This window comes from Flavobacterium sp. (assembly GCF_017744675.1).
GTDB lineage: Bacteria > Bacteroidota > Bacteroidia > Flavobacteriales > Flavobacteriaceae > Flavobacterium.
In genome coordinates this window covers 44,483-69,153 of the sequence record NZ_JAGIAV010000005.1, presented here as the reverse complement: position 1 = coordinate 69,153, position 24,671 = coordinate 44,483, and the positions used below count along the sequence as shown (strand labels likewise).

The 24,671-nt window shown below is 34.3% G+C and carries 21 protein-coding genes; 9 read left to right on the top strand and 12 right to left on the bottom strand.

The window, feature by feature from the left end; all coding sequences use genetic code 11:
• Positions 1–7 precede the first annotated feature (7 nt).
• From J7574_RS17235 to J7574_RS17205, 7 genes are all read left to right on the top strand, one after another.
• Positions 8–1,468 carry a SusD/RagB family nutrient-binding outer membrane lipoprotein gene (locus tag J7574_RS17235; protein WP_290971377.1) on the top strand — a complete coding sequence of 487 codons (1,461 nt, stop codon included), beginning with the start codon at positions 8–10 and terminating at the stop codon, positions 1,466–1,468.
• 567 nt (positions 1,469–2,035) lie between these two features.
• Complete coding sequence (locus J7574_RS17230; RefSeq protein ID WP_290971374.1) at positions 2,036–5,230, top strand: SusC/RagA family TonB-linked outer membrane protein; 3,195 nt, start codon at positions 2,036–2,038, stop codon at positions 5,228–5,230.
• 16 nt (positions 5,231–5,246) lie between these two features.
• A complete protein-coding gene (locus J7574_RS17225; protein ID WP_290971371.1) occupies positions 5,247–6,695 on the top strand; it encodes a SusD/RagB family nutrient-binding outer membrane lipoprotein in 1,449 nt (482 codons plus the stop codon).
• 11 nt (positions 6,696–6,706) lie between these two features.
• The gene (locus J7574_RS17220) at positions 6,707–7,462 is read left to right on the top strand and encodes an immunoglobulin-like domain-containing protein (protein ID WP_290971368.1); all 756 of its coding nucleotides are present in this window, start codon (positions 6,707–6,709) and stop codon (positions 7,460–7,462) included.
• Between the two features lie 10 nt (positions 7,463–7,472).
• Positions 7,473–7,973: a lipid-binding protein gene (locus tag J7574_RS17215; RefSeq protein WP_290971365.1), complete on the top strand. Its 501-nt coding sequence runs from the start codon at positions 7,473–7,475 to the stop codon at positions 7,971–7,973.
• Positions 7,974–8,057: 84 nt separating this feature from the next.
• Entirely contained in the window at positions 8,058–8,792 is a 735-nt protein-coding gene (gene rlmB / locus J7574_RS17210) for a 23S rRNA (guanosine(2251)-2'-O)-methyltransferase RlmB (protein WP_290971362.1), read from the top strand.
• A gap of 56 nt (positions 8,793–8,848) precedes the next feature.
• Positions 8,849–9,652: a DUF2490 domain-containing protein gene (locus tag J7574_RS17205; protein WP_290971359.1), complete on the top strand. Its 804-nt coding sequence runs from the start codon at positions 8,849–8,851 to the stop codon at positions 9,650–9,652.
• A gap of 2 nt (positions 9,653–9,654) precedes the next feature.
• Here J7574_RS17205 and J7574_RS17200 read toward each other — a convergent pair whose 3' ends face one another.
• Complete coding sequence (locus J7574_RS17200) at positions 9,655–10,158, bottom strand: hypothetical protein (RefSeq protein ID WP_290971356.1); 504 nt, start codon at positions 10,156–10,158, stop codon at positions 9,655–9,657.
• Between the two features lie 57 nt (positions 10,159–10,215).
• Positions 10,216–10,983 carry a rhomboid family intramembrane serine protease gene (locus J7574_RS17195; protein ID WP_290971353.1) on the bottom strand — a complete coding sequence of 256 codons (768 nt, stop codon included), beginning with the start codon at positions 10,981–10,983 and terminating at the stop codon, positions 10,216–10,218.
• A gap of 173 nt (positions 10,984–11,156) precedes the next feature.
• Between J7574_RS17195 and J7574_RS17190 the strand changes: the two genes are divergently transcribed.
• On the top strand, positions 11,157–12,434 hold the full coding sequence (locus J7574_RS17190; protein ID WP_290971350.1) for a replication-associated recombination protein A: 1,278 nt from the start codon (positions 11,157–11,159) through the stop codon (positions 12,432–12,434).
• Between the two features lie 15 nt (positions 12,435–12,449).
• Here the strand turns inward: J7574_RS17190 and J7574_RS17185 are convergent, their stop codons facing one another.
• The 10 genes from J7574_RS17185 to hpt all read right to left on the bottom strand — a co-directional run bounded on the left by J7574_RS17185 (position 12,450) and on the right by hpt (position 23,053).
• On the bottom strand, positions 12,450–13,214 hold the full coding sequence (locus J7574_RS17185; RefSeq protein ID WP_367272607.1) for a hypothetical protein: 765 nt from the start codon (positions 13,212–13,214) through the stop codon (positions 12,450–12,452).
• Complete coding sequence (locus tag J7574_RS17180) at positions 13,214–13,903, bottom strand: YjjG family noncanonical pyrimidine nucleotidase (RefSeq protein WP_290971347.1); 690 nt, start codon at positions 13,901–13,903, stop codon at positions 13,214–13,216. The genes J7574_RS17185 and J7574_RS17180 overlap by 1 nt, the downstream gene beginning before the upstream one ends.
• Before the next feature lie 3 nt (positions 13,904–13,906).
• The gene (gene radC / locus J7574_RS17175; protein ID WP_290971344.1) at positions 13,907–14,596 is read right to left on the bottom strand and encodes a DNA repair protein RadC; all 690 of its coding nucleotides are present in this window, start codon (positions 14,594–14,596) and stop codon (positions 13,907–13,909) included.
• A 159-nt stretch (positions 14,597–14,755) separates the two neighbouring features.
• Entirely contained in the window at positions 14,756–16,111 is a 1,356-nt protein-coding gene (gene murC, locus J7574_RS17170; RefSeq protein ID WP_290971341.1) for a Mur ligase family protein, read from the bottom strand.
• A 54-nt stretch (positions 16,112–16,165) separates the two neighbouring features.
• On the bottom strand, positions 16,166–16,852 hold the full coding sequence (locus J7574_RS17165; RefSeq protein WP_290971339.1) for a tetratricopeptide repeat protein: 687 nt from the start codon (positions 16,850–16,852) through the stop codon (positions 16,166–16,168).
• A gap of 83 nt (positions 16,853–16,935) precedes the next feature.
• Positions 16,936–19,080: a S46 family peptidase gene (locus J7574_RS17160; protein ID WP_290971336.1), complete on the bottom strand. Its 2,145-nt coding sequence runs from the start codon at positions 19,078–19,080 to the stop codon at positions 16,936–16,938.
• Positions 19,081–19,297: 217 nt separating this feature from the next.
• Positions 19,298–20,299: a GTPase ObgE gene (gene obgE / locus J7574_RS17155; RefSeq protein WP_290971334.1), complete on the bottom strand. Its 1,002-nt coding sequence runs from the start codon at positions 20,297–20,299 to the stop codon at positions 19,298–19,300.
• A 104-nt stretch (positions 20,300–20,403) separates the two neighbouring features.
• Positions 20,404–21,678 (bottom strand): hemolysin family protein, encoded by a 1,275-nt coding sequence (locus J7574_RS17150; protein ID WP_290971332.1) that lies wholly within the window; start codon positions 21,676–21,678, stop codon positions 20,404–20,406.
• Between the two features lie 200 nt (positions 21,679–21,878).
• A complete protein-coding gene (locus J7574_RS17145; RefSeq protein WP_239452933.1) occupies positions 21,879–22,451 on the bottom strand; it encodes an adenylate kinase in 573 nt (190 codons plus the stop codon).
• Between the two features lie 71 nt (positions 22,452–22,522).
• Positions 22,523–23,053 carry a hypoxanthine phosphoribosyltransferase gene (hpt, locus tag J7574_RS17140; protein ID WP_290971326.1) on the bottom strand — a complete coding sequence of 177 codons (531 nt, stop codon included), beginning with the start codon at positions 23,051–23,053 and terminating at the stop codon, positions 22,523–22,525.
• Positions 23,054–23,240: 187 nt separating this feature from the next.
• On the opposite strand from hpt, the gene J7574_RS17135 reads away from it, so the two are divergent.
• On the top strand, positions 23,241–24,515 hold the full coding sequence (locus J7574_RS17135) for a sorbosone dehydrogenase family protein (RefSeq protein WP_290971323.1): 1,275 nt from the start codon (positions 23,241–23,243) through the stop codon (positions 24,513–24,515).
• Positions 24,516–24,671 lie beyond the last annotated feature (156 nt).

Sequence of the window (24,671 nt, the reverse complement as noted above, 5' to 3'; positions counted from 1 at the left end):
AGAAATCATGAAAAAGATATTTATAATCATACTAACCGCAGCAACATTCTCGTCCTGCTCTGATGATATCGAAAAATTAAATGTTAATGTAAAAGATCCATCAAACGTACCAGGAGAGGCTTTATTCACAAGTGCTCAAAAAAGTTTGGTAGATCAAATGACAAACACAAATGTCAACAATAATATCATTAGATTAATCGATCAATATTTTACAGAAACTGTATACACAGACGAAAGTAATTATGACTTAGTTACTAGAACAATCCCAGAACAGCACTGGCAATTCTTATATAAAGATGTTCTGAAGGATTTGGATCAAAGCGCTAAAAACATCACCAATACTCCACTTGGCTTAACAGAAAACCCTTTAGACAAACAAAACAAACTTGCAATTATAGAAGTCTTAAACGTTTACACCTACGCCATACTAGTTGAGACATTTGGGAATGTTCCATATTCTCAAGCCATAAATCTTAACTACAAAACACCAAAGTACGATGATGGCTTAACAATTTACAAAGATTTAATTAGCCGATTAAATAATGCGATAGCCAAACTAAATACTGGTGGCAAAAGCTTTGGAGACAATGACAGGATATACGGAGGAGATGTGTCAAAATGGATCAAGTTTGCAAATACCCTAAAATTAAGAATGGGCATCACTATTTCTGACATCCCTTCCGAAAGTGCATTGGCACAAGCAACTGTATCAAGTGCTGCGCCCTTAGTTTTTAAATCAAATCTTGACAATGCAGATCTAAAGTACCTTACAGCTACACCAAATACTAATCCATTATATGTAGATCTTGTTGCTAGTGGTCGCTCAGATTTTGTTCCAACTAGTACTATCATAGACATGATGAACAATTTGAATGACCCAAGACGTGCAAAATATTTTGATGACAATATGGATGACCCATCTACTCCGGAAATAGAGTATATCGGTGGAGAAAATGGATCTGCTAATTCATTTGCACAAAAAACACATATTACACCAACAATTCAGGCTCCAGACTTTCCAGGAACAATTTTAGACTACGCTGAAGCAGAATTTCTATTAGCAGAAGCGGCTGAAAGATCTTTATATGGGACACCTTCAAATGCAGAAGCACATTATAATGCTGCAATAACGGCTTCAATTTTAGACTGGGGAGGAACAGAAGCGGATGCTACAACTTACTTAGCAAATCCAGATGTTGCTTACACAACCGCAGCTGGAACTTGGAAACAAAAAATAGGAACCCAAAGCTGGATAGCTTTTTATAACAATTCATTTGAAGGCTGGTCATTTTACAGAAGATTGGATTTCCCTGTTTTAGTCGCTCCGCCTGATGCTGTCTCAGGTTTTCCAATGCGTTACACCTATCCAATTATCGAACAATCATTAAACAAGGCAAGTTACACAGAAGCAAGTGCTGCAATTGGCGGTGATGCTGTAGAAACTAAATTGTTTTGGGATAAATTCTAAATTATATCATTACAATAAATCGAAAGCGGTTACAGGCATCCATCCTGTAACCGTTTTCTTTTTTATAGACACATTAATCTTAAATTTACATTTAACTCATTTTTAAAAATCAACATTAGAATTTCAAAAATAAACGACATAAAACTATTAAAATGAGAACCATCTTTTCAATCCTTTTTATAAGCAGAAAACTTTCCTTATTTCTCAAAAGTAGCGCTCTAAAATAAAATAGTTTACAACATATTACCACTAACCATTAAAGACTGCATACCATTTTAACAAAATTTATCAGGTTAGTCTGATTGTTTTTTCTCGTCAAAAGTTATAAAAAAAAGCATTTAAACACTCTTTTTCTATAAATTTAACATTTGATAGCATGACAAAATTTTTAATTATTATCAAATTTAACACTAAAAATTACGAATTTGTAATTTTAAGCAAGTTTTAATCTATAAAACAGCAAAATCTAAAGCTAAAATCATTATTTAACTAAAAAAAAAGCTTTTTAAATTAGGTAGATTAACAAATTATTAAGATTTTTGTCAGACTAATTCAAAATATTTAAAAATGAAACTAAAGTTCAATGGATTCTTAGTACTTTTATTAGTACTAGTTGCGCAACTTTCTTTTGCGCAAGAAAGAGCTGTTTCGGGAACAGTTTCTGACAATGCAGGAATGCCTTTACCGGGTGTTAGTGTATTAGTTAAAGGAACTAAGACAGGAACGCAAACAGACTTTGATGGTAAATTTTCTATCAAAGCTTCTTCAAGCCAAATTTTGGTATTTAGCTACATTGGCATGAAAACCCAAGAAGTAGCCGCAAGTTCTTCTACTGTAAATGTTAAAATGGCAGATGCAGCAGCGCAAGAACTTGAAGGAGTAGTTGTAACAGCTTTTGGTATTAAAAGAGAGAAAAAATCTCTTGGGTACGCAACAACGACTTTAAAATCAGAAGCAATTACTGCTGTAGTTAACACTAACCCTTTTGAAACCCTTTCTGGTAAAATTGCAGGGGTAGATATTACTGCACCTTCTCAACCTGGAGCTTCAACCAAAGTTGTTATCCGTGGTTTGAATACTATTACAGGTAATGTTGGTCCTCTTTATGTTGTTGACGGATCTCCAATTAACAACAGTGCATCAGGGAGTGGTAATGATGGGGTTGCATCTATAAACAGATCTTATGATGCTGGTAACGGTATCAGTGACCTTGACCCTAACAACATTGAAAGCATGACAGTTCTTAAAGGAGCTGCGGCTTCTGCGTTATACGGATCAAGAGCTGGGGGTGGTGTAATTATCATCACAACTAAAAAAGGAAAAGCAAATACTGGAATCAAAGTTGATATGCTAGCCTCTACAGAGTTTAGTGAAGTTGCAAGAGTTCCTCATTTACAAAATGAATTTGGACAAGGTTGGAACGGACTTGGATATTCAGGAGCTAACTCATACAGTAACGAGAATGGTTCTTGGGGACCCGCTTTCAACGGTGAAGTTAGGCCTTGGGGAACAATATACAATAACAGCCAACAAATCAAATCTTACGTAGGATTGAAAAATAATGTAAGAGATTTTTACACAACTGGAACATTAGCTACACAATCTGTAACATTAAGCGGTGGTGGAGACACTTCTGATTTCTCATTAGTATTCTCTAATGTAAACAGTGATGGAGTCGTACCTACAGATGCTGATTTATACAAAAAACAATCTTTAGGTTTTAATGGAGGCTTAAAAGGTAAAAGATTTACTTTAAGAACATCTTTAAACTACGTTTACAAAGATCAAGGTATTGTTAATACAGGACAAGGTGATGACGCTGGTCAAGGTTCTACATTACAACAAGAATTATTACAAATTCCTAGAGATGTTAGTATTGTTGATTTAGCAGATTACAAAAACAATCCGTTTAACAACAACAGCTACTACTTTACTCCATACGCTGGAAACCCATATTTTGCTATAAACGAAAACAGCACAAAAGTTTATGGAAATAACCTATTTGGAAACATAAACTTAAGCTATAAAATTACTGACAAGATTACTGCTTCATGGCAAATTGGTGGTAACGTAAGATCTGAAAGATACAAAAGTTACGGAGCTATTGTAGATTACGAACCAGGAAGCCCACAAGACGGCAAAAAAAACAAGATAGTAGGTGGAGTTACAGAAGGCAGATCTGAATTCAGCGAATTTGATACATACTTCAACTTAAACTACAATACAAACTTAGGCGAAGACTGGACTTTAAATCTTTTAGGAGGTTTAAACTATAACAAAAGAGAATCTGACGAATTATTTAACACTGTTACTGGTTTAGGTATTAAAAATTTCTATGAGCTTTCTAACTCAGCATCAAGACCTGTAATTACTCAGGATAACATGGTAAGAAAAACTGGTGCGGTATATGCATCTGCAGAATTTGCTTTCAAAAATAGATATTTTGCTACCCTTACAGGAAGACAAGATATGACATCTACTTTACCAATTGGTAACAATTCATACTTTTACCCTGCATTATCTCTTGGAGCAATTGTTATTGATAACGGTAATACTTTCTTAAAGTTAAGAGGTGCAGCTTCTAAAATTGCAAATGACACAGGAGCTTATGTAACAGAAAATTCATACGTATCTGGATCTGCGGCTGCAAACTTTGGTGTTATTACATCTCCAATTGGTGGAGTTAGTTTCTTCGAAGCTTCTTCAAGACTTGGAAACTCTCAATTAAAACCAGAAAGTACAGTTGAATACGAAATCGGAGCTGAAGGTTCATTCTTGAAAAACAGAATTAGCTATGACTTAGCATTATACCACAAAACAACTTCAGACTTAATTGTAAACTTACCATTAGACCCATCAACAGGATTTACTAGCAAAGCTATTAATGCTGCAGAAATTGTAAATAAAGGTATCGAGTTATCTCTTACTGGCAGCCCAATTAAAAACAAGAATTTCACTTGGAATATCACTTACACATTCACTAAAAACTTGAACGAAGTTACAAAAACAGCTGACGGATTTGACAACATCGATTTAGCTACTGGTTATTCAGTAACATACAGAGCTACTAAAGGACAACCAATAGGCACATACTATGCTTATGTTCCAAAAACAAATGCAGCTGGACAAATTATTGTTAATCCTAATTCAGGAATGTATGAACTTAGCGACGAGATTCAACGTGTTGGAGATTCTCAAAGAGATTTTGTTATGGGGTTACAAAATACCTTCAAATACAAAAACTTCAACTTAGGATTCTCTCTAGATTGGAAACAAGGTGGAGAAATGTATTCTTACACTAAAAGACTTGCTCATTTTGTAGGAAATGGTATTGAAACTACATATAACAACAGAAATACATTTATCGTTCCAAACTCAGTTAATGAGGTTGTGACAAATGGTGTAGTTTCATATGTAGAAAACACTACTCCAGTTTCTTACGAAAACGTTTCATCATTCTATAATACTCAGGACAATCCAGCTTACGAAAACAATCACGTAATCGACAAAACTTTTGTTAGATTGAGAGAGGTTAACTTTAACTATGACTTCCCTTCTGCACTGACTAAAAATATGGGCTTAAACAAAATATCGCTTGGAGTTTACGCAAGAAACCTTTTCATGTGGACACCTGGAGCAAACCCTTATGTTGACCCAGAGGTATCAACTTATGGTGCGTCTCGTGTGATTTCAGATTTTGGAGAATTTGGATCTAACCCTTCACAAAGATCAATTGGTGGAGTTTTAAAATTATCATTCTAAAATAAAATATAGGAAAATGAAAAAAATAGCAACATTAATAACCGCTCTTTTCTTATTAGTGTCATGTGACGAAACATTTGACATTAATAGAGACCCGGATGTATTGCCTCCAGGACAAGCTTACTCAACTATTCTACCTTCTGGTATTGCAGGAGTTATAGGAGCTGAAGGATCTTACTATGCGATCATAGGAGGGTTTTGGTCACAATTCTGGACACAAAATACGACTTCAAACCAGTACAAAGACATAGACCAATACAGCATTGGAACAAATGATTACCAAGCTGGTTGGGGTGCAATGTATGATGCTTTAAACGATATTAAAGTTATAAAAGCAAAAGCATTAGCTGAAGGGAATACAAAATACTATTTAATTGCTACAATACTTGAAGTACAAGCTTCTCAAGTATTAACAGACTTGTATGATGATATTCCTTATGCTGAATCAAACAATCCATTAATATTACAACCGAAATTCAACACCGGGAAAGAGGCTTATGATTTAATGATTGCTGACTTAAAGCTAGCATTATCAAAAAATCTAAGCACATCTGTAGGAGATACTCCTGCTAAAGATGATTTCATTTTCAATGGAGACATGACAAAATGGACAAAATTAGGTAACTCTTTACTATTAAAACTTCATTTAAGATTAACTGAAGTAAATCCTACTCTTGCTGAATCAGGAGTTAGAGCACTAATCAACTCAGGTGCACAATTTTTAGATGTAGATGCTTCAATGCACAACTTTGAAGATGCAGATAGTAAAAGTAACCCTTTATTTGAATCAGATAGAAGACAATTAAATACTACTTTAAACCTTAAAGCTAGTACAACAATGTATTCTTACTTAACGCAAAAAGCTGACCCTCGTATCGCTAAATATTATGAAGATGGTGGAACTCCAGCAGGAAAAGCCAACAACCAAGGTGACTTCTTAAACAATGCTACAGGACTTTCAACAGTAATATTAGCACCAACAACTCCAGCATATTTAATGAGTGCGGAAGAAAGCTATTTCTTACAAGCAGAAGCTCTGGCTAGATACTATGGCGGAACTGGTGCCAAATCTGCTTATGATTTAGGTGTTGCAGCTAATTTCAAAAAATATGCTCTTACTCCTAATTCTTTACTAGCTGCTGGAGGCGCATATGAATATCCTACAGCAGGTACACTTTCAACACAAATCGAGGCTATTATTACTCAAAAATGGATCGCAAGTTTTCCTGGAAATGGTTACGAATCATTCATTGAGCAAAATAGAACTGGTTTCCCAGTAGCATCTACTACTATTCCTCAGACGAGTGAATTATACGTTCCTGGGCATTTTGCTGTATCTGTGAGAAGTGTAATTGGTAAAAACTTCCCAAAAAGAATTGTTTTACCAAATACAGTAAAATCAAGAAATCCAAATGCTCCAGCCTTAAAAGCAATAACTCTTCCAGTATGGTGGGATGTTAACTAAAAAACTAACTGATGAAAAAAATATTTATACAATTAATGGTGTTTAGCAGTCTGCTACTTACATCATGCTCAACAGATACTGATCACGTTTCAAAAGTAACAAATTATGCTCTTATTACTGTTAATGGTGACAATCCATACTTTTTACCACTGGGTCAAACTTACACAGACCCAGGTGCTGTATCTACAGAAGGTGGAGCTGTAATACCAACTACATCAGCTTTAACAGGTGGAAAATATAGAGGTGGTACTACTCTTGACGTTAACAAAATTGACGAGTATACTGAAAATTACAGTGCAGTAAACAAAGATGGATACAAAGCAACTAAAGGTAGAAAAATTATTGTTTACAAAACCGGAGATTTAGTTAACAGTATTGAAGGTGTATATATCTCTACAGTAAAAAGAAATGGTGTATTGATGAGTGCTAGTCAGGGAAGTTCAGTAAACATGAAATATGTGTATATTTGGAAAAATGCAGATGGCACATTTGGTGTTTCTGATGCTTTTGGAGGCTGGTATGATCTAGGTAGAAGCATAGGAATCAATTCAGCCACTTTAGGAGGTACAATTGCTGGAAATATTCCAACAAATACTTTTACTTTTCCAGGCAACCCGTTAACAAACAAACAATTTGGAGGATCTGCTAATATTACAGGTTTAACTGTTGATCCTACTACTAAAACACTTGTACTTACAACAGTTTGGGAAGCTGATGCATCAACTACTTATACTTTTGTATCAACATTAACTCAAGTACAACTTTAAAATTATTAAAATGAAAAAATTAAAACAAAATATAATCCGTATAGTTGCAGCTGTATTTGTACTTGCTTCATTTGCATCTTGTGATGAAGTGGGAGACACTGATCCAGGAGGAACATCTGTGGAATCAATGGCAGGAGACTGGTATGTTCAAACATTCGTTAACGGAAAATTAGCAGTTAATTATACTCTTCTTTCTACTTATAATACATCAGCAGATGATGGAAAAGAAATGTGGATTGATGACCATGGTAAAATTTGGACTTTTAAAGTTAAGTCACCAGTAACCCTAGGCTCATTAACATTTGCAGGAAGTAAATTAGCTAGTAGTGTTGATGGATATAACATCACTGTTAATGTTACAGATGGGAAAGTCACTAAAAATGACACTAAAACTACTGGAGGTCATATTGTTGACGGTATCTCTTTTAAAGCTGAATTCTCAGATGATCCAGGAACTATTTATGAAATAAAAGGTTACAAGAGAACTGGTTTCAAAGAAGACGAACACTAAAAAATTGCATATAGCATTTTATTTAAACCACCCCATTAATTTGGGGTGGTTTTTTTATATAAACATATTACCTATATTTGTCCAATGGAAAAAGAACATCAAATATTTGGCATTAGAGCCATCATAGAAGCAATTCAGGCAGGGAAAGAAGTAGACAAAGTTTTTATTCAGAAAGATATTTCTGGTGAACTTATGAAAGATTTAATGAAGGTAATGAAACGTGCTAACATTAATTTCTCTTATGTGCCTGTAGAAAAACTAAATCGTCTTACGCCAAATAACCACCAAGGAGCTGTAGCAACCATCTCTCCTATTGGTTTTATTGATTTAGAACATTTGATTGAATCTACCATAGAGTCAGGCAAAAAACCTCTTTTTCTTATCTTAGATCAGATATCAGACGCCAGAAATTTTGGTGCTATTATTAGAACAGCAGAATGTACTGGTGTAAACGGAATCATTATACAAAAAGCAGGTTCTGCTCCTGTAAACGGAGATACTGTTAAAACTTCTGCCGGAGCCGTATTCAATGTGCCTATTTGCAAAGTAGAACATATAAAAGATGCTATCTTTTACTTACAAGGTTCTGGAATCAAAACAGTAGCAGCAACCGAAAAAACAGATCAAAACATATACGACATATCGTTATCTGAACCATTAGCTATTATTATGGGATCTGAAGACCGAGGAATAAATCCTTCTGTTTTAAAAATAGTAGACGAAAAAGCTAAGCTGCCAATGTTTGGTTCAATTGGATCTTTAAATGTATCTGTTGCCTGTGGGGCTTTTCTATACGAAGCTGTTCGACAAAGAATCTAAAAAAAAACAAATTGAGAAATTAAGATGCGAATGAAATAATTAAATACCTTTAATTAATGCTTTCAAAATCTAATTCAAAATCAAAAGTTAACATATTCCGATGCCTGTTTGTAATTTTACTGATTACAAACAGCTACGGACAAAATACTACATACAATCAATTTTGGAATGAGTTTCAGTTTAACCAGACTATAAGCAAAAAATGGGCTACTGAAATAGATGTAGCAGCGGCCTACAGCAGTACAGAATCATCTCCAAACTTATTTGAAAATACCATTCAAAGATCCCTTAGAGGTTGGGGACATTACTACTTCTCTCCTAGATGGAAATTTTCAGGTTTTATAGCTTATTTCAACAATCGAGACGTTCCCGAAATCGGCCAGTTCGAATCTCCTGAATGGCGTTTTGCTCTTCAGGGCATTTATTACTTTCATAAAACGGGTTATACCTTAAGCACAAGAATGCGTACCGAATATCGGCACATTAGAAATGAAGATGGTGATTACGAAAATGTTTTTAGATATCGCCAGCAGATTAAATACATCCAACCTCTTAATAGTAAATTTTTAAGAAGTGGTGTTGTATATGCAATTGCATCAGATGAACTTTATTTTAAATCTGGAGCAAAAATAACAGGCGAAAGTTTCTTTGATCGAAATCGATTAAACATTGGGGCAGGTTATCTATTTTCGGATGATTTTCAAGTCGAACTAACCTATTGCAATGAATACCTTCCGAGAAATAGCGGAAATCAAACAACCAATGCTGCTTCACTTACTATCACTTTCAACAATCTTCTTCGAAACCTTCAAAAGAAAATTGAAGCTAAAAAAGATCCTGAAGCAAAAGACGAAGAGTAAAATTAATTCTCTTCTTTCTTCAAAAAGCAATTCAGCTGTTCGACAATAGCGTTTTTATGAAGCTTAAAATTATAGCTTCGCACAAATTCTGTACCCTGCATATTAATTTCAGCACTAACGGCTTCATAATTTGAAAATGCCTCTATATCTTTATTATCTATCAAATAAAGAACCTGCATTATAGAATCGTTGCGTCTGTATTGCGTATCGTAATGAGCTAAGTTATACGTTTTATTATCAGCAAGATGAATTATTAAATCCTCTTTAATTTTTTTCCCTTCTTTCTTATCAGGGAAAGGCGTAGGCTGTAGCGCAACAAAATAATGTTCTTTGTCTGTAACAATATTAATTTTCAACGATTTCGCTTTTGTAGTATAAAAAACGGCTGGCTCAAAGTAATAAATCATACTTCCATCTGCCTGCACTCTATTTTTTATTTCACATTGAGCAATGCCTTTCGCATTAAAAACAAAACACAAAAACAAAACGATAAATTTCAATTTCATAATGCTCAGAATTTAATTGTTACCCTAACAAATTTACTCCTTTTATTTCAAAGAAAATTATTGATCTGTTTCTTCTTCTTGCTCCGTCTTTTTAATTACAATATAATTTACAGGAAAACTAGACGAAAAATATTCTATCGGTTCCTCTTCATCATCATATGAAGTAGGGACAAAATTACCGTTTTCATCAAAATGTTTCATAAAAGGATCATTGCTAGGATCAAAATCTGGATGTTGCCAATCGTAAACAATTGGTTTGGCATATTCGGGCGCTTTATAAAACAAAGTCAAAACAAAACCTGTAATAAGGCCTGCCAAATGTCCTTCCCAAGAAATAGATTGATCTACATCTGGAAAAACATACCATATCATTCCGCCATAAAGCAAAATCACAGTAAGAGACAATGCTACCAATCTATAATATTTAGTTTGAATACCTTTAAAGAAAATAAAACTAACTAGAACATAAATGAGTCCGCTGGCTCCAATGTGAAAATTCTCTCTTCCGACAACCCATGTAATCAATCCTGAAAGCAGTATCCCGTATGCAATAACACCGAAAGTCTGTTTTGGGTAAAAGTATTGCATTGCCGCCAACAGTATTAAAAGCGGAATACTATTATTGTATAAATGATCTAAATTTTCGTGAATGAATGGACTGAATAAAACACCTCGAAGTCCTATAAAATCACGAGGATAAATTCCGTAGCGATAAAAATCAAAATCAAAGCGAATCTGAAGCCAATATATTATCCATAAAAAAAGGACAAAAAACAATGGAAGTCCAATAACCGAATTTGAAAACTTAAAATTAGTATCGCTCATATTTTTTGAAAATAACATTTAACAGAACTCAAAAAACTATCCAAAAATATTTTACTGATATTTTGTCATATTAAAATAGAAATTGTCTCAAATCAGAACAATCATTCTTTCAGTGAGTTGTTTTAACTTTTGAATGAATGAAATTTAAATCTTAAAATACTAATTTTGTATTTATGGAAGCACCTTTAGCAGAGCGTATTCGTCCGCAGAAATTAGAAGATTATATCAGCCAGCAGCATTTGGTTGGCCCAACTGGTTCTTTAACACAGCAGATTTCGAAAGGAATAATTCCCTCTTTGATTTTCTGGGGGCCTCCTGGTACGGGAAAAACAACATTAGCCCAAATTATTGCTCAAGAGTCCAAAAGACCCTTTTATATTCTAAGCGCTATCAACTCGGGTGTAAAAGACATTCGCGATGTTATTGATAAAGCAAAACAAAGCGGCGGGCTTTTTACTGCCAAAAATCCTATTCTATTTATTGATGAGATTCACAGATTTAGCAAGTCACAGCAAGACTCATTGTTGGCTGCTGTAGAGAAAGGCTGGATAACTTTGGTCGGTGCGACAACCGAAAACCCAAGTTTTGAAGTGATTCCTGCATTATTGTCACGTTGCCAAGTTTATATACTAAATGCTTTTACAAAAGCCGATTTAGAGGCTCTTTTAGAGCGCGCAATGAAAACTGACACTTATTTATTGACTAAAAAGATAAATCTAAAAGAAACAGAAGCGTTATTACGCATTTCTGGAGGAGATGGAAGAAAACTTTTAAATGTATTTGAGCTTGTTGTTAATGCTTCTGCTGGTGACGAAATTACCATAACCAATGATCGTGTTTTAGAACTTGTACAGCAAAACACGGTTCTTTATGACAAAACTGGCGAACAGCATTATGATATTATTTCTGCCTTCATTAAATCTATTCGCGGAAGTGATCCGAATGGAGCCGTTTACTGGCTCGCCAGAATGATTGAAGGTGGTGAAGATGTAAAATTTATTGCCAGAAGAATGCTTATTTTAGCAAGCGAAGATATTGGTAATGCCAACCCAACGGCACTTATAATGGCTAATAATACTTTTCAAGCTGTTACCACTATCGGATATCCAGAAAGTCGCATCATATTAAGCCAATGTGCTATTTACTTGGCTACATCGCCAAAAAGCAATGCTTCTTATATGGCAATTGGCAGTGCGCAACAATTAGTGAAACAAACTGGCGATTTACCAGTTCCGCTTCATTTGCGAAATGCTCCAACCAAATTAATGAAGGAACTAGGATATGGAGATGAATATAAATATTCGCACGATTATGCCAATAATTTTGCTGAGCAAGAGTTTTTGCCCGATGCTGTAAAAGAAACGGTTCTTTATAATCCTGGAAACAATTCTAGAGAGAACAGTACCCGCGAATTTTTAAAGAACCGTTGGAAAGATAAATACGGTTATTAAACCGCATTTTGTATTTTAGAATTTAACTACAATTTTTTCTGAAACCAGCTTATCATTCTGATAAGATTCAAAATACCATTGCCCATCTTGTTTTAAAATCAAAGAACCTTGAACATTATCTTTGCTAGCGATGTAAACATTTGGCTGTGAAGTTTTGAAAAGTTTCATAACTACTTTTGGCGTTTTATCGATTAATTGATATCCAGATTCTGTTGGTTGAGCATACAATAAATTCGGATCTTTTAAATCTGGCGAAGAAGCTACAGCAATTTGCGTTGCAGCAATAGCAGCAACTGCATTTGTCGCCACAGCAGCTTTTACAGGAGCAGTTGTTCTTGAAGTTGCAACTGGATTACCACTGTATTTATAATGCAAAGCATTAACTGACGTAAAAGCATTGTCTAGTGCTTCTTTGTACGCTACTTCATATTCCTTCTCTCTACTTTTTCCTACTTCTGAAGTATAAACCACTTGACCAAAACAATCTTTGAATTGTACGATAAGTTTAGTAACTAAGAAAGCGTTATCTCTTACTACATCTAAATATAACACCTGGCAACGATCTGTATATCCGTCAGGAAGCTGTTCATTTGCATAAAAAGCTTCAAAACCAGCTTTTACTAAATTTGATTTGCTTAGTGTAGCCAAACGATATTGATTGTCTGTTTTTATAAAATCATATTTCAAAGGTACAATTACAGCTTTGTAATCATTAATAGACTGCGCAAATCCAATAACTGAACATAATAAGGCAACAAGTAAAAATTTAATTCTCATCATTATAAATATTTTTTTAGTTCTAATAAATGGTAAATTTGTTTATAGTTTTCTGAAACTGCCAATCTTTTTTCATTAAAGAAAATAGCATCTAGGCCTGCATTCAAAGCTCCGTTTACATCGGCTTCAAAATCGTCTCCAATCATAATACTATTTTCTTTTGAAGTATTGGCCAATTTTAATGCATAATCAAATATAATACTATTTGGCTTTTTAACACCAGCTAATTCCGAATTTGTAATCGTGCTGAAATAACCTCCAAGCGAAGCATTATTAATTTTCTTTTCCTGCACATGAGCAAATCCGTTTGTAATAATGTGAAGTTTATATTTTGGCTTTAAATACTCCAAAACTTCAATTGCTCCATCAAAAAGATAATTATTGTCGGTAAGAAACTCAATATAATCATTAGCTATTTCCAAGATATTTTCTTCTGAAATTACATAATTCAAAGCATCAAACGAAAACTTCAAACGATTATAACGCAGTTCTTGATGTGTAATTTTATCGTTCTGATACAATCTCCAGCATTCTTGATTGATCGGAATATATTCTTTAATAAAATCTTGAGTTACGATTTCTTGGTATTTCGTTTTGAAAATTCGATCAAATGCCATTTCTGAATTTTTATCAAAATCCCAAAGTGTATGATCTAAATCAAAAAAAATGTCGGTAATATTTGTGGTATTCATGCATTAAAAGATTCCTTCATCTACAAAACTATAATATTTTGATTCAGTTATAATAACATGGTCTAAAACTTTAACATCTAACTTACTTCCCGCTTCGCGTATTTTTCTTGTAATTTGTTTATCCGCATCACTAGGAATCAAACTTCCAGAAGGGTGATTATGGCACAAAATCAAGGCTGTAGCATATTTTTCAAACGCCAATTTAAAAATCAATCTGACATCGACAGTTGTACCACCAATTCCGCCTTTGCTCAATTGAGTCTTAGAAACCACATTATTAGAATTATTAAGAAAAAGCACCCAAAATTCTTCATGAGATAAATCTCCAATTACAGGTTGCATTAAATCGAAAACCTTTTTACTCGAAGTTATTTTAGTCTGCTCCACATTTTTTTCTGATCTTCGACGTGCACATAATTCTAAAGAAGCTACAATTGTAACGGCTTTGGCCTCTCCTATTCCTTTAAATTTCATTAATTGAGCAATCGATAATTTTGCCAGTGAATTTAATCCTCCAACACTAGCTAAAATTCGTTGGCTTAATGCAACAGCCGATTCATTACGGCTTCCAGAACCAATTAAGATTGCTAATAATTCAGCATCGCTCAAAGCCTCTTTTCCTTTGAGCATTAGTTTTTCGCGAGGTTTGTCATCATCAGACCAATTTTTTATAGCAAAATGACCTCCTTCCATAATAATAATACTTTTAAGAAGCGAAGATATAAAAAAGAAGAAAATTCTCTCATAAAATTTTATAATTAGATAATGTGGCAAGTAGAAAATGAGATAATTCAAAAAAAATGTGCCAATCGTATAACAATTGACACATTATCTTATTTTCTAATTGACTAATTACTCAATCAATCCTTTTACATCATCAAAATTTAAACCTCCGTAATTTCCTGAGCTCATTAATAAAAGTGCAGAATTATCTAAATTTAAATTGAATAAATATTCTTTAAACTCAGCTGGATTGGTATAAATAATTAAATCTTTTCTATTGAATGCTGTAGCAATCTGCTCGTAAGTAACTTCTTCCAATTGCTTAATTTTTACTGCGTCTGGAGAATAGAATACAACCGCAACATCAGCGTATTCTAAAGCGCCTTCATATTCTTTTAAGAACTCCGCATTTAAACTGCTGTAAGTATGCAATTCTAAACAAGCCACCAAAGTTCTGTTTGGGTATTGTTCTTTTACTGCTTTTGTTGTCGCAGCTACTTTACTTGGAGAATGCGCAAAATCTTTATATGCCACTTTTCCCTTTCCTTCAGCAATTTTCTCTAAACGTTTAGAAGCACCTTTGAAACTTGCAATTGCTTCGTAGAAATCTTCTTCATCAACACCCATATTTTGGCAGATCCATTTTGCTCCTGCCAAGTTATTTAAGTTATGAGCTCCAAAAACTTCAATTGGCATATCGCCTTCTGGAGTTTTTAATAAAGTCACGCCATCGTTAACCGAATACTCTGGAGTTGAATAAGCAATTTTTCTAATCGGATTTGTCGCTGCTTCAGCAACTCGTTTCACTTCAGGATCATTTTCGTTGTAAACCAAAATTCCGCCATTTGTAATTTTTTCGATGAAAATTTCAAACTGCTCTACATAGTTTTCATAAGTTGGAAAAACATTAATATGATCCCAAGCGATTCCAGAAATCAAAGCAATATTTGGCTGATATAAATGAAACTTCGGGCGTCTATCAATTGGCGATGATAAATACTCATCTCCTTCTAAAACCATAAAATCATTTTCTTCGGTCAAATGCACCATTGTATCGAAACCTTCCAACTGCGCTCCTACCATATAATCAACCGCAATATTATGGTAATGCATTACATGAAGAATCATAGAAGTAATGGTGGTTTTTCCGTGAGAACCGCCAATTACAACACGAGTTTTATTTTTAGATTGTTCGTATAAAAATTCAGGATACGAATAGATTTTCAAACCTAATTCTTGCGCTTTTAACAATTCAGGATTATCTGCTTTTGCGTGCATTCCTAAGATAATCGCATCAATATCTGAAGTTATTTTTTCTGGAAACCATCCTAGTTCAGCAGGAAGAATTCCTTTCTTTTCTAATCTTGATTTTGAAGGTTCAAAAATAGCATCGTCACTTCCTGTTACCTGATATCCTTTATTGTGTAATGCTAATGCCAGATTATGCATAGCGCTTCCGCCAATGGCGATGAAATGTGTTTTCATTTAAATATCAATTTTTAAATTTCAAATCTCATTTTTTGAAATCTGCCTTTTATATTATTCTTCGTATTTTTGTTTTAAATCCTTAGCTTTTTTAGGGTCTTTTAACTTATTCAAATATAGATTATATAATTTTTGAAATGTTACTTTTGAACCACCAATTTCATGAGCTTTTTTATAATTTTTCTCTGCCTGATTATATCTTTTGAAATACTCTTCAATTCTTCCTCGTGATAAATAACCATCGACAGGAGAAAATTGAGCCAGTTCATTTGAGTAAGCAATTGCTTTCGACTCACTTCCGCCCAAAATGCCAGGCAATTGCAAATATATTTCGATTAAAGCCCATCTTGCCTGCACATGTTTCGGATTCAATTCGATGGCTTTTTCAAAAGCTTCCTTCATATCTCCCACCATTGTAAAAGCTTTTAATCGATTCACCTCAACAGCTCTCATAGCTAAACAGCCACCATACTTAAAAAAATAATCAGCCACATTAGGACGCAATTCTTTAAGTTTTTTGAAATATGAAGCTCCTTTTATCCACATTTTTTGATGTCCTGCTATTTCTCCTAAATATTCTAATGCTTTTATATCGGATGGATTGTTTTTTAGAATTCCTTCAAAAATAGGCTCAGCTTCACTATATTTTTTAGCCTGAAATAATTTTTCTCCTTTCTCAAAATTAGATTGTGCCCAACCAAAAACAGGCAAAATAAAAAGAAACAAAAGGAGATTTTTCATGCTTCAAAAATAACGAAATATAAAATAAAAAACCCGACAGGTCTTAGAAACCTATCGGGTTGTTTTTTAAAATGGAAATGAGATTATTTAGTAATCGTCAATTCGTCGATAATATTTTTAGCTCCAGCGTATTTGTCAATAATCCAAAGTACATAACGAATATCAACGTTGATCGTTCTTTGCAATTTAGAATCGAAAATTACGTCTCCAGCCATTGCTTCGATGTTTCCGTCAAAAGCAATTCCAATTAATTCACCTTTTCCGTTAAGAACTGGCGATCCAGAGTTTCCTCCTGTAATATCATTATCTGTTAAAAAGTTTACTGGCATATAACCTGCTTTATCAGCATATTGTCCGTAATCTTTTTTCTTGTTTAATTCTAATAAACGAGCTGGCAAGTCAAATTCCTGATCTCCTGCTTTGTATTTTTTAACCATACTTTCCATTGTAGTATAGTTGTTGATTTTAGCGTCGTTGCGAGGATCTGCAGGCAAAGCGCGAACTTTTCCGTAAGTCAACCTCAACGTAGAGTTTGCATCTGGATATTTAATAGCATTCAGTTTAGATTCTCTTAAACCTTCAACCAATTTACGGTATGCAGTTGCAAATCCGTCGTCAGCTTTTGCTTGATCGTCTGTTTTAGAACGGTATTTTGTCAATAAATCATTAGAAATAATATACAACGGATCGTGTACAATTGCCAATGGTTTTGGATCAGCTAAAAATGCTAAAACTTTTTCTTTACTTGTAAAATAACTAATCTCTGTTGCTTTTGCTACATCTGCAGTAAAGTCACCATTGTTAGCAGTTTTCATTTTTGCAATTTCTGGAGCAATTCCGTACTCAGCACCTTTTGAAGCGTATAAATTCAACTGTGCTGCTAAAATATCTTTTTCTAAAGGAGCGTAGAAATCACCATAAATGCTTTCAACCATTGCATTGATTTTAGGAAGCATTTCTGCTTTTTTAGCATCATTTTCTTTGTAGTAAGCAATTAATGCGTTTCCTAAATTAGCTGGTGCAGTTGCATAGCTAGAAGTACGTAAAAGTTGCATCAAATAATTATCGTGACGTGCTTTTAAGTTTGTCTCTCTGTAGTAATCGTTGATAGTTGGAATTACATTCTCGTATTTTTCTTTGTTTGCAGGTTTGCTTGCCCACTCGTAGAATTTATCTTCTTGTTCTGCTTTTGTATCTACAGTTCCAGCTTTTGTTAAAGCATCGATCATACCTTGACGGTTTTTCCAGTAGTTTGCTGTCGAAGCATATTTAGAAGCATACTGTAAACGAACAGTTGCATCTTTATCCATATACTTTTTCATTACATCCATTCCTGTTTTTGCGCCTTCAACCCAAGCAGGATAAGCATATTTAATGTTTTGCTCAATTCCTCCAGCAGGCATCCAACGGTTTGTTCTTCCTGGATAACCTAAGATCATGGCAAAATCATTCTCTTTTACACCTTTTAAACTTACAGGCAAATAGTGTTTTGGCTGTAATGGCACATTGTCTTTAGAATAAGCCGCTGGATTTCCATCTTTATCTGCATAAACTCTAAACATAGAGAAATCTCCAGTTTGACGAGGCCACTCCCAGTTGTCTGTATCTCCACCAAATTTACCCACGCTTTCAGGAGGAGTTCCTACTAAACGAACGTCTGTGTAATCTTGGTAAACAAAATAGTAATATTCATTTCCTTGAAAGAAAGGACGAACAGAAACAGTGTATTTTCCGTTTTCGCTATTCTCTTTTTCGATTAAAGCGATTTCCTGCTGAATGATTTTGTTTCTTTCCGTTTCTGTCATAGTATCATTTACTTTAGACAAAATTCTTTTTGAAACATCATCCATACGAACGAAGAAACGCACATATAAAGATTTTGGCTTTAATTCTTCTGAACGGCTTTTTGCCCAAAAACCATTTTTCAAATGATTTTGTTCTGCAGTAGAAAGTTCAGCAATCGCGCTATAGCCACAGTGGTGATTCGTAAGAACCAAACCGCTATTTGAAACGATTTCTGCAGTACAACCTCCGTTAAACTGTACAATCGCATCTTTTAAACTATGGTGATTAATACTGTAAATTTCTTCGGCTGTCAATTGCAAGCCCATTTTTTCCATATCTCTATGGTTCAATCTTTCGATAAACATCAAAAACCACATTCCTTCATCAGCTCTCATTGGGAAAGCCATAAGGCACATGGTCAAGAATAAAATTACTTTTTTCATGTTATTTTGTTTAAGTGATGCGAATATAAGCCATTTTGGCAATTAACTCAACCCAAACAATCTTAAAATTAAAAATGATACTGTATTTTTAGCAGTTCATTACGAATTTAACATTATAAAGCAAAAAAGGTGCTCTGAAAACAGAACACCTTTTTTGAAAAGTTACTAAGATACTAAGATTCTAAATTTTCTCTTTTGAGCTTAGAAACTCATAATCTTATTCATTAAGCATTTTCCAAAGCTTATCTTTTAAATCTGTCAAACCTTGTTGCGCAACAGAAGAAATAAACATGTAAGGAACACCCTTGAAAGAAACATCTAATTCAGCTTTCAATTCGGCTTTTAGTTCATCATCCAGCATATCGCATTTTGAAATAACAACAAGACGTTCTTTGTCTAACATTTCAGGATTGTACTTCGTTAATTCGTTAACCAAAATATCATACTCTGCTTTAATATCTGCTGTATCAACAGGAATTAAAAACAATAAAGTCGAGTTACGCTCGATATGACGCAAGAAATAATGCCCTAAGCCTTTTCCTTCTGCAGCTCCTTCAATAATTCCAGGAATATCAGCTATTACAAAAGATTGAAAATCTCTGTATGCTACAATTCCTAAGTTTGGTTTTAGAGTCGTAAACGGATAATCTGCAATTTTTGGTTTTGCTGAAGTCAGTACAGATAATAAAGTAGATTTTCCTGCATTAGGAAAACCAACCAATCCAACATCTGCCAAAACTTTAAGTTCTAGAATCACATCCATTTCTACACCAAGTAAACCTGGCTGTGCATAACGAGGCGTTTGGTTTGTAGAACTTCTAAAATGCCAGTTTCCTAAACCTCCTTTTCCTCCTCTTGCCAGAATCTGTTTTTCTCCGTGTTCTGTAATTTCAAAAAGTGTTTCTCCAGTTTCTTTGTCTTTTACAACAGTTCCTAGTGGCACTTCAATAATTTTATCTTCTCCATCTGCACCTGTACTTCTGTCAGAACCACCATCTCCACCGTGACCTGCTTTGACGTGGCGTGCAAATTTTAAATGAAATAATGTCCAGAGTCCTTTATTTCCAACTAAATACACATGTCCCCCACGGCCACCATCACCACCGTCTGGACCTCCTTTTTCAATAAATTTCTCTCTATGTAAATGCGTAGAACCTTTTCCTCCTTTTCCGGAAGAAACATATATCTTAACGTAATCTACAAAATTTCCTTCTGTCATTTTTTCTTGTTTATGTGTAGTTCCATGTTTCACGTTTCACGTTTCAAGTTGGCTCAAAGCTGTTAACCTGAAACTTGAAACTTTACAACTTGAAACAAATTTCTCTACTCTTTTAATGCTCTTACAAGCACTTTGTCAATCTTAACACCGTCCATGTCGATAACTTCTAGAACAAATTTTTGCCAAACTAACTTCTCTCCTTCTTTTGGAATATGAGAAAGCTCGGTCATAATCATTCCGCTTACGGTATTTACTTCGTAATCGTTTGTCAGTTCGTCCAATTCGAAATACGTTAAGAAGTCGTGTAACGAATAATGTCCGTCAACCAACCACGAACCGTCTTCTCTTTCTATTAGTTGGAATTCGTCTTTGTAAAATTCTGATGCATCTCCAACCAAAGCTTCTAGAATATCATTTAAAGTAATTAAACCTTGAAAAACACCATATTCATCTGAAACTAAAGCGTAATGAACTCCTGTTTTTTTGAAATTTTCTAAAGCTTTGTAAGCTGTCGTTTGTTCCATTAAATAAGGCGCATCTGAAACTATTGCCGACAAATCAAATTGTTCGTTTTCGATGTTGGCAAAGATATTTTTAAGCGTTACGACTCCCACAATATCATCGTAATTTTCATTGTAAACAGGATAAACTGCGTGTAAATCCTGAACAACTAATTCTTTGATTTTTGCTTTATCTTCTTTTAAGGGCAGCATGTCAACAGATTTTCTGTGCGTCATCAACGAACTTACTTTTCTATCGCCAATATGAAAAACACGCTCTACGATATCTTGTTCAATTTCTTGAACTTCTCCTACTTCTGTTCCTTCTTTAATAATGGCTTTAATTTCTTCTTCGGTAACTTTTCCGTCAGCAGTTGGTTTTATTTGAAAAACATTCAATAAAAAATCTGTTGATGTAGTTAGCAACCAAATAAATGGAGCCGTAATAATCGAAATCACTTTCATTGGCATTGCCACCATTTTGGCAATTGATTCTGGATAATTTAATCCGATTCGTTTTGGAAGCAATTCCCCTAAAACCAATGAGAAAAAAGTTAAAACTACAACTACAATTCCAACCGCGATTGAATGTGCGTAAGGTTTAAGAACAGCAAAACCCGCTACAAAAAGTTCTACATCGGCAGTGATTTTGTCACCAGAATAAATACCCGTCAAAATTCCGATAAGGGTAATTCCGATTTGTACTGTAGATAAAAACTTATTTGGGGAATTGGCTAAATCGAGTGCTGTTTTAGCACTTTTATTGCCTTTTTTCGCAGCAGTTTCCAGCCTGTTTTTACGGGCCGAAATCAAAGCGATTTCAGACATGGAGAAAACTCCGTTTAATAGAATTAGAAAAAATATAATTAGTATTTCCAATTGATAGTGGATTCGTTATAAAATGGTCTCGTTAATAGTAATTCGCAATCTTGATTTCTAGCCCAGATGGAAGTGAAAAGCCCGGAGCTAAAAAAACTAATTTTTCCTGCCAGAAAACAGCGACCGAAGGAAGCTCGTTTTATGGTTTGGAAAAATAGTTTTTTTAGCGAGGACTTGTAACGTACAGCTGGAATAAGCTTCTACAAATTATCTATAACTGACGTTAATCGCTCTGTAATTTGTTCAATAGTTCCGATACCGTCTACGGCATGAAACTTACCTTGTTCTTTATAATATCCAATAAGAGGAGCTGTTTTCTCATTGTACTCTTGGTATCTTACACGAATTTTTTCTTCGTCTTGATCGTCAGCTCTTCCGCTTGTTTTTCCTCTTTCTAATAGACGTTTTACCAAAATTTCGTCATCAGCTTCTAAAGCGATTGTTGCTGTTACGCTAGATCCGATTGTTGGTAAAAATTTATCTAAAGCTTCTGCTTGATTGATTGTTCTTGGGTAACCATCGAACAAGAATCCTGCAGTATCTGGATGTTTTTTAACCTCATCAATTAACATTGCAGTTGTTACTTCGCAAGGAACCAATTCTCCATTGTCCATAAAAACTCTTGCTTGTTTTCCTAGTTCAGTATCATTTTTTAAATTGAAACGAAAAATATCTCCTGTCGAAAGGTGTGTTAAATTATATTTTTCTTTTAAAAATTCTGCCTGAGTTCCTTTTCCTGCACCAGGCTTTCCAAATAAAACGATGTTAATCATAATTTAAATGAGTGTTGTTACTTCTGTCTTTCAGAAGTCTTTAAATGAATATTTAGTTGTGTTTTGTTTTTTTATTCTGCTAGTTTGTAAACTTCGGTTAGGTTTCTCCCTAAACCATCATAGTCTAGACCGTAACCTACAATAAATTTGTTCGGAATACGGATTCCGATATAATCTATTTTAATGTCTTTTTTATATGCCTCTGGTTTAAAGAACAAGGTTGCAATTTTAAAATGCTTTACATTTTGCGCTTTAAACAAGTGCTTTAATTCTTCTACAGTATTTCCAGTATCAACAATATCTTCAATCACGATTACTGTTCTTCCTGAAAGATCATGATTGATTCCAATTAATTCCTTAACCGATTCTGTACTTTCTGTTCCTTCATACGAAGCCATTTTTATAAACGAAACTTCACATGGTTTTTTATATTTCTTCAAAAAATCTGATACCACCATAAAAGCACCATTCAGAACTCCAATAAAAATTGGCGTATCATCTCCAAAATCGTTTTCTACCTGAGCTACCATTTTGGTCAAAGCAAAATCAATTTCTTTAGCCGAAATAAACGGAACAAATTGTTTATCGTGAAGTTGTATCATTATTTTTCTTTTTAAAATAATGGACAAAGATAAAGAATTAGAACTTAACAGCTTCTATCAAAATAAACTGTATTCGAGATATTTTTTACGAATGTTAAATATCAGTTAATATTTACAAACTCTTTTTTGATGCCTTATTTTAAATGATTAAATTGTTGTTTTATAAATGATTAACTCCAAAACTCAAATGAAAAAATCCTTAGCCTTATTATCGATACCGCTACTAGCCTTAATGACTGCCTGCAATGGGCAAGTGAAAAAAGAAGAAAAAGAAGCCTTGGCCAAACAGCCAGGAAATGTTGTAAAAACTGCCATTGGAGAAATTACGCTTCCTCCGCCCTATGCAACGGAGTCTAAAACCAAGAATAGTAAAGTGATTGGCTGGCCTTCAGGCAAAACGCCAAAAGCTCCTGAAGGTTTTACTGTAACTAAATTTGCGGACGGATTTGAGAATCCGCGTTGGACATATATTGCTCCTAACCAAGATATTTTTGTTGTGGAAAGCGGAACGCGCGCCAGTAAAAACCAAATTACGGTTTTGCGAGATAAAGATAAGGATGGAAAGTTTGAAACGAGAGAAGTTTTTATTTCGGGACTGAACAAACCTTTTGGAATGCTGGTCTTAAAAGACTTTTTCTACATTGCCAATACCGATGGCTTATACCGCTATCCTTATAAAAACAATCCGCTGAAGTTGGAAACCAAAGGAGAAAAAATCCTTGAACTTCCTGCCGGCGGTTACAACAATCACTGGACAAGAAATTTATTAGCAAGTCCTGACGGAAGCAAAATTTACGTTTCTGTAGGTTCTGGAAGTAATAACGGAGAAAACGGAATGGACAAAGAAGTTCGTCGTGCTGCAATTCTAGAAATTAATCCTGATGGAACGGGTGAAAAAATCTATGCCTCTGGGTTGCGAAATCCTGTTGGAATGGATTGGAATCCTGTAAACAAAGAATTGTGGACTGCAGTAAATGAGCGTGATGAATTGGGAGACGATTTGGTTCCTGATTATATTACAAGTGTAAAAAGAGATGGTTTCTACGGTTGGCCTTATGCTTATTTTGGAAATATTCCTGACCCGAGAATGAAAGGCGAAAGAAAAGATTTGGTAGAAAAAACAATTGTTCCTGATGTATCGGTTGGTCCTCACACAGCTTCTTTAGGATTGGCTTTTTACACTAAAGATGCATTTCCAGCAAAATATAAAAATGGTGTTTTTGTAGGTCAGCATGGTTCTTGGAACCGTTCTAAAATTTCAGGTTACAAAGTGCTTTTCATTCCTTTTAAAGACGGAAAACCTTCAGGAAAGCCAGAAGATTTTTTAACGGGTTTTATTTCGAATGATGAAAAAGCCGAAGTTTACGGACGTCCTGTTGCAGTAACTGTGATGAATGATGGATCCCTTTTGGTAAATGATGATAGCAGTAATACCATTTGGAAAGTAACAGCGAAGAAATAATTTTTTAAATTCCAATTTCTAAAAACCCAAATTCCAACTTATATTGGAATCAATTATAAATGAAAATTTTAAACACATAGAGATATAGATTTTTGTTTAAAAAGAAGTTACAATAAAATCTGAAACGCCTTTTTTGCCTCAATCAATGCTATGTTT

Excerpts from the sequence above, each read along its gene's own strand:
- J7574_RS17235 (WP_290971377.1), top strand. The coding sequence starts at position 8 with ATGAAAAAGATATTTATAATCATACTAACCGCAGCAACATTCTCGTCC.
- J7574_RS17230 (WP_290971374.1), top strand. The coding sequence starts at position 2,036 with ATGAAACTAAAGTTCAATGGATTCTTAGTACTTTTATTAGTACTAGTT.
- J7574_RS17225 (WP_290971371.1), top strand. The coding sequence starts at position 5,247 with ATGAAAAAAATAGCAACATTAATAACCGCTCTTTTCTTATTAGTGTCA.
- J7574_RS17220 (WP_290971368.1), top strand. The coding sequence starts at position 6,707 with ATGAAAAAAATATTTATACAATTAATGGTGTTTAGCAGTCTGCTACTT.
- J7574_RS17215 (WP_290971365.1), top strand. The coding sequence starts at position 7,473 with ATGAAAAAATTAAAACAAAATATAATCCGTATAGTTGCAGCTGTATTT.
- rlmB (WP_290971362.1), top strand. The coding sequence starts at position 8,058 with ATGGAAAAAGAACATCAAATATTTGGCATTAGAGCCATCATAGAAGCA.
- J7574_RS17205 (WP_290971359.1), top strand. The coding sequence starts at position 8,849 with ATGCTTTCAAAATCTAATTCAAAATCAAAAGTTAACATATTCCGATGC.
- J7574_RS17200 (WP_290971356.1), bottom strand. The coding sequence starts at position 10,158 with ATGAAATTGAAATTTATCGTTTTGTTTTTGTGTTTTGTTTTTAATGCG.
- J7574_RS17195 (WP_290971353.1), bottom strand. The coding sequence starts at position 10,983 with ATGAGCGATACTAATTTTAAGTTTTCAAATTCGGTTATTGGACTTCCA.
- J7574_RS17190 (WP_290971350.1), top strand. The coding sequence starts at position 11,157 with ATGGAAGCACCTTTAGCAGAGCGTATTCGTCCGCAGAAATTAGAAGAT.
- J7574_RS17185 (WP_367272607.1), bottom strand. The coding sequence starts at position 13,214 with ATGATGAGAATTAAATTTTTACTTGTTGCCTTATTATGTTCAGTTATT.
- J7574_RS17180 (WP_290971347.1), bottom strand. The coding sequence starts at position 13,903 with ATGAATACCACAAATATTACCGACATTTTTTTTGATTTAGATCATACA.
- radC (WP_290971344.1), bottom strand. The coding sequence starts at position 14,596 with ATGGAAGGAGGTCATTTTGCTATAAAAAATTGGTCTGATGATGACAAA.
- murC (WP_290971341.1), bottom strand. The coding sequence starts at position 16,111 with ATGAAAACACATTTCATCGCCATTGGCGGAAGCGCTATGCATAATCTG.
- J7574_RS17165 (WP_290971339.1), bottom strand. The coding sequence starts at position 16,852 with ATGAAAAATCTCCTTTTGTTTCTTTTTATTTTGCCTGTTTTTGGTTGG.
- J7574_RS17160 (WP_290971336.1), bottom strand. The coding sequence starts at position 19,080 with ATGAAAAAAGTAATTTTATTCTTGACCATGTGCCTTATGGCTTTCCCA.
- obgE (WP_290971334.1), bottom strand. The coding sequence starts at position 20,299 with ATGACAGAAGGAAATTTTGTAGATTACGTTAAGATATATGTTTCTTCC.
- J7574_RS17145 (WP_239452933.1), bottom strand. The coding sequence starts at position 22,451 with ATGATTAACATCGTTTTATTTGGAAAGCCTGGTGCAGGAAAAGGAACT.
- hpt (WP_290971326.1), bottom strand. The coding sequence starts at position 23,053 with ATGATACAACTTCACGATAAACAATTTGTTCCGTTTATTTCGGCTAAA.
- J7574_RS17135 (WP_290971323.1), top strand. The coding sequence starts at position 23,241 with ATGAAAAAATCCTTAGCCTTATTATCGATACCGCTACTAGCCTTAATG.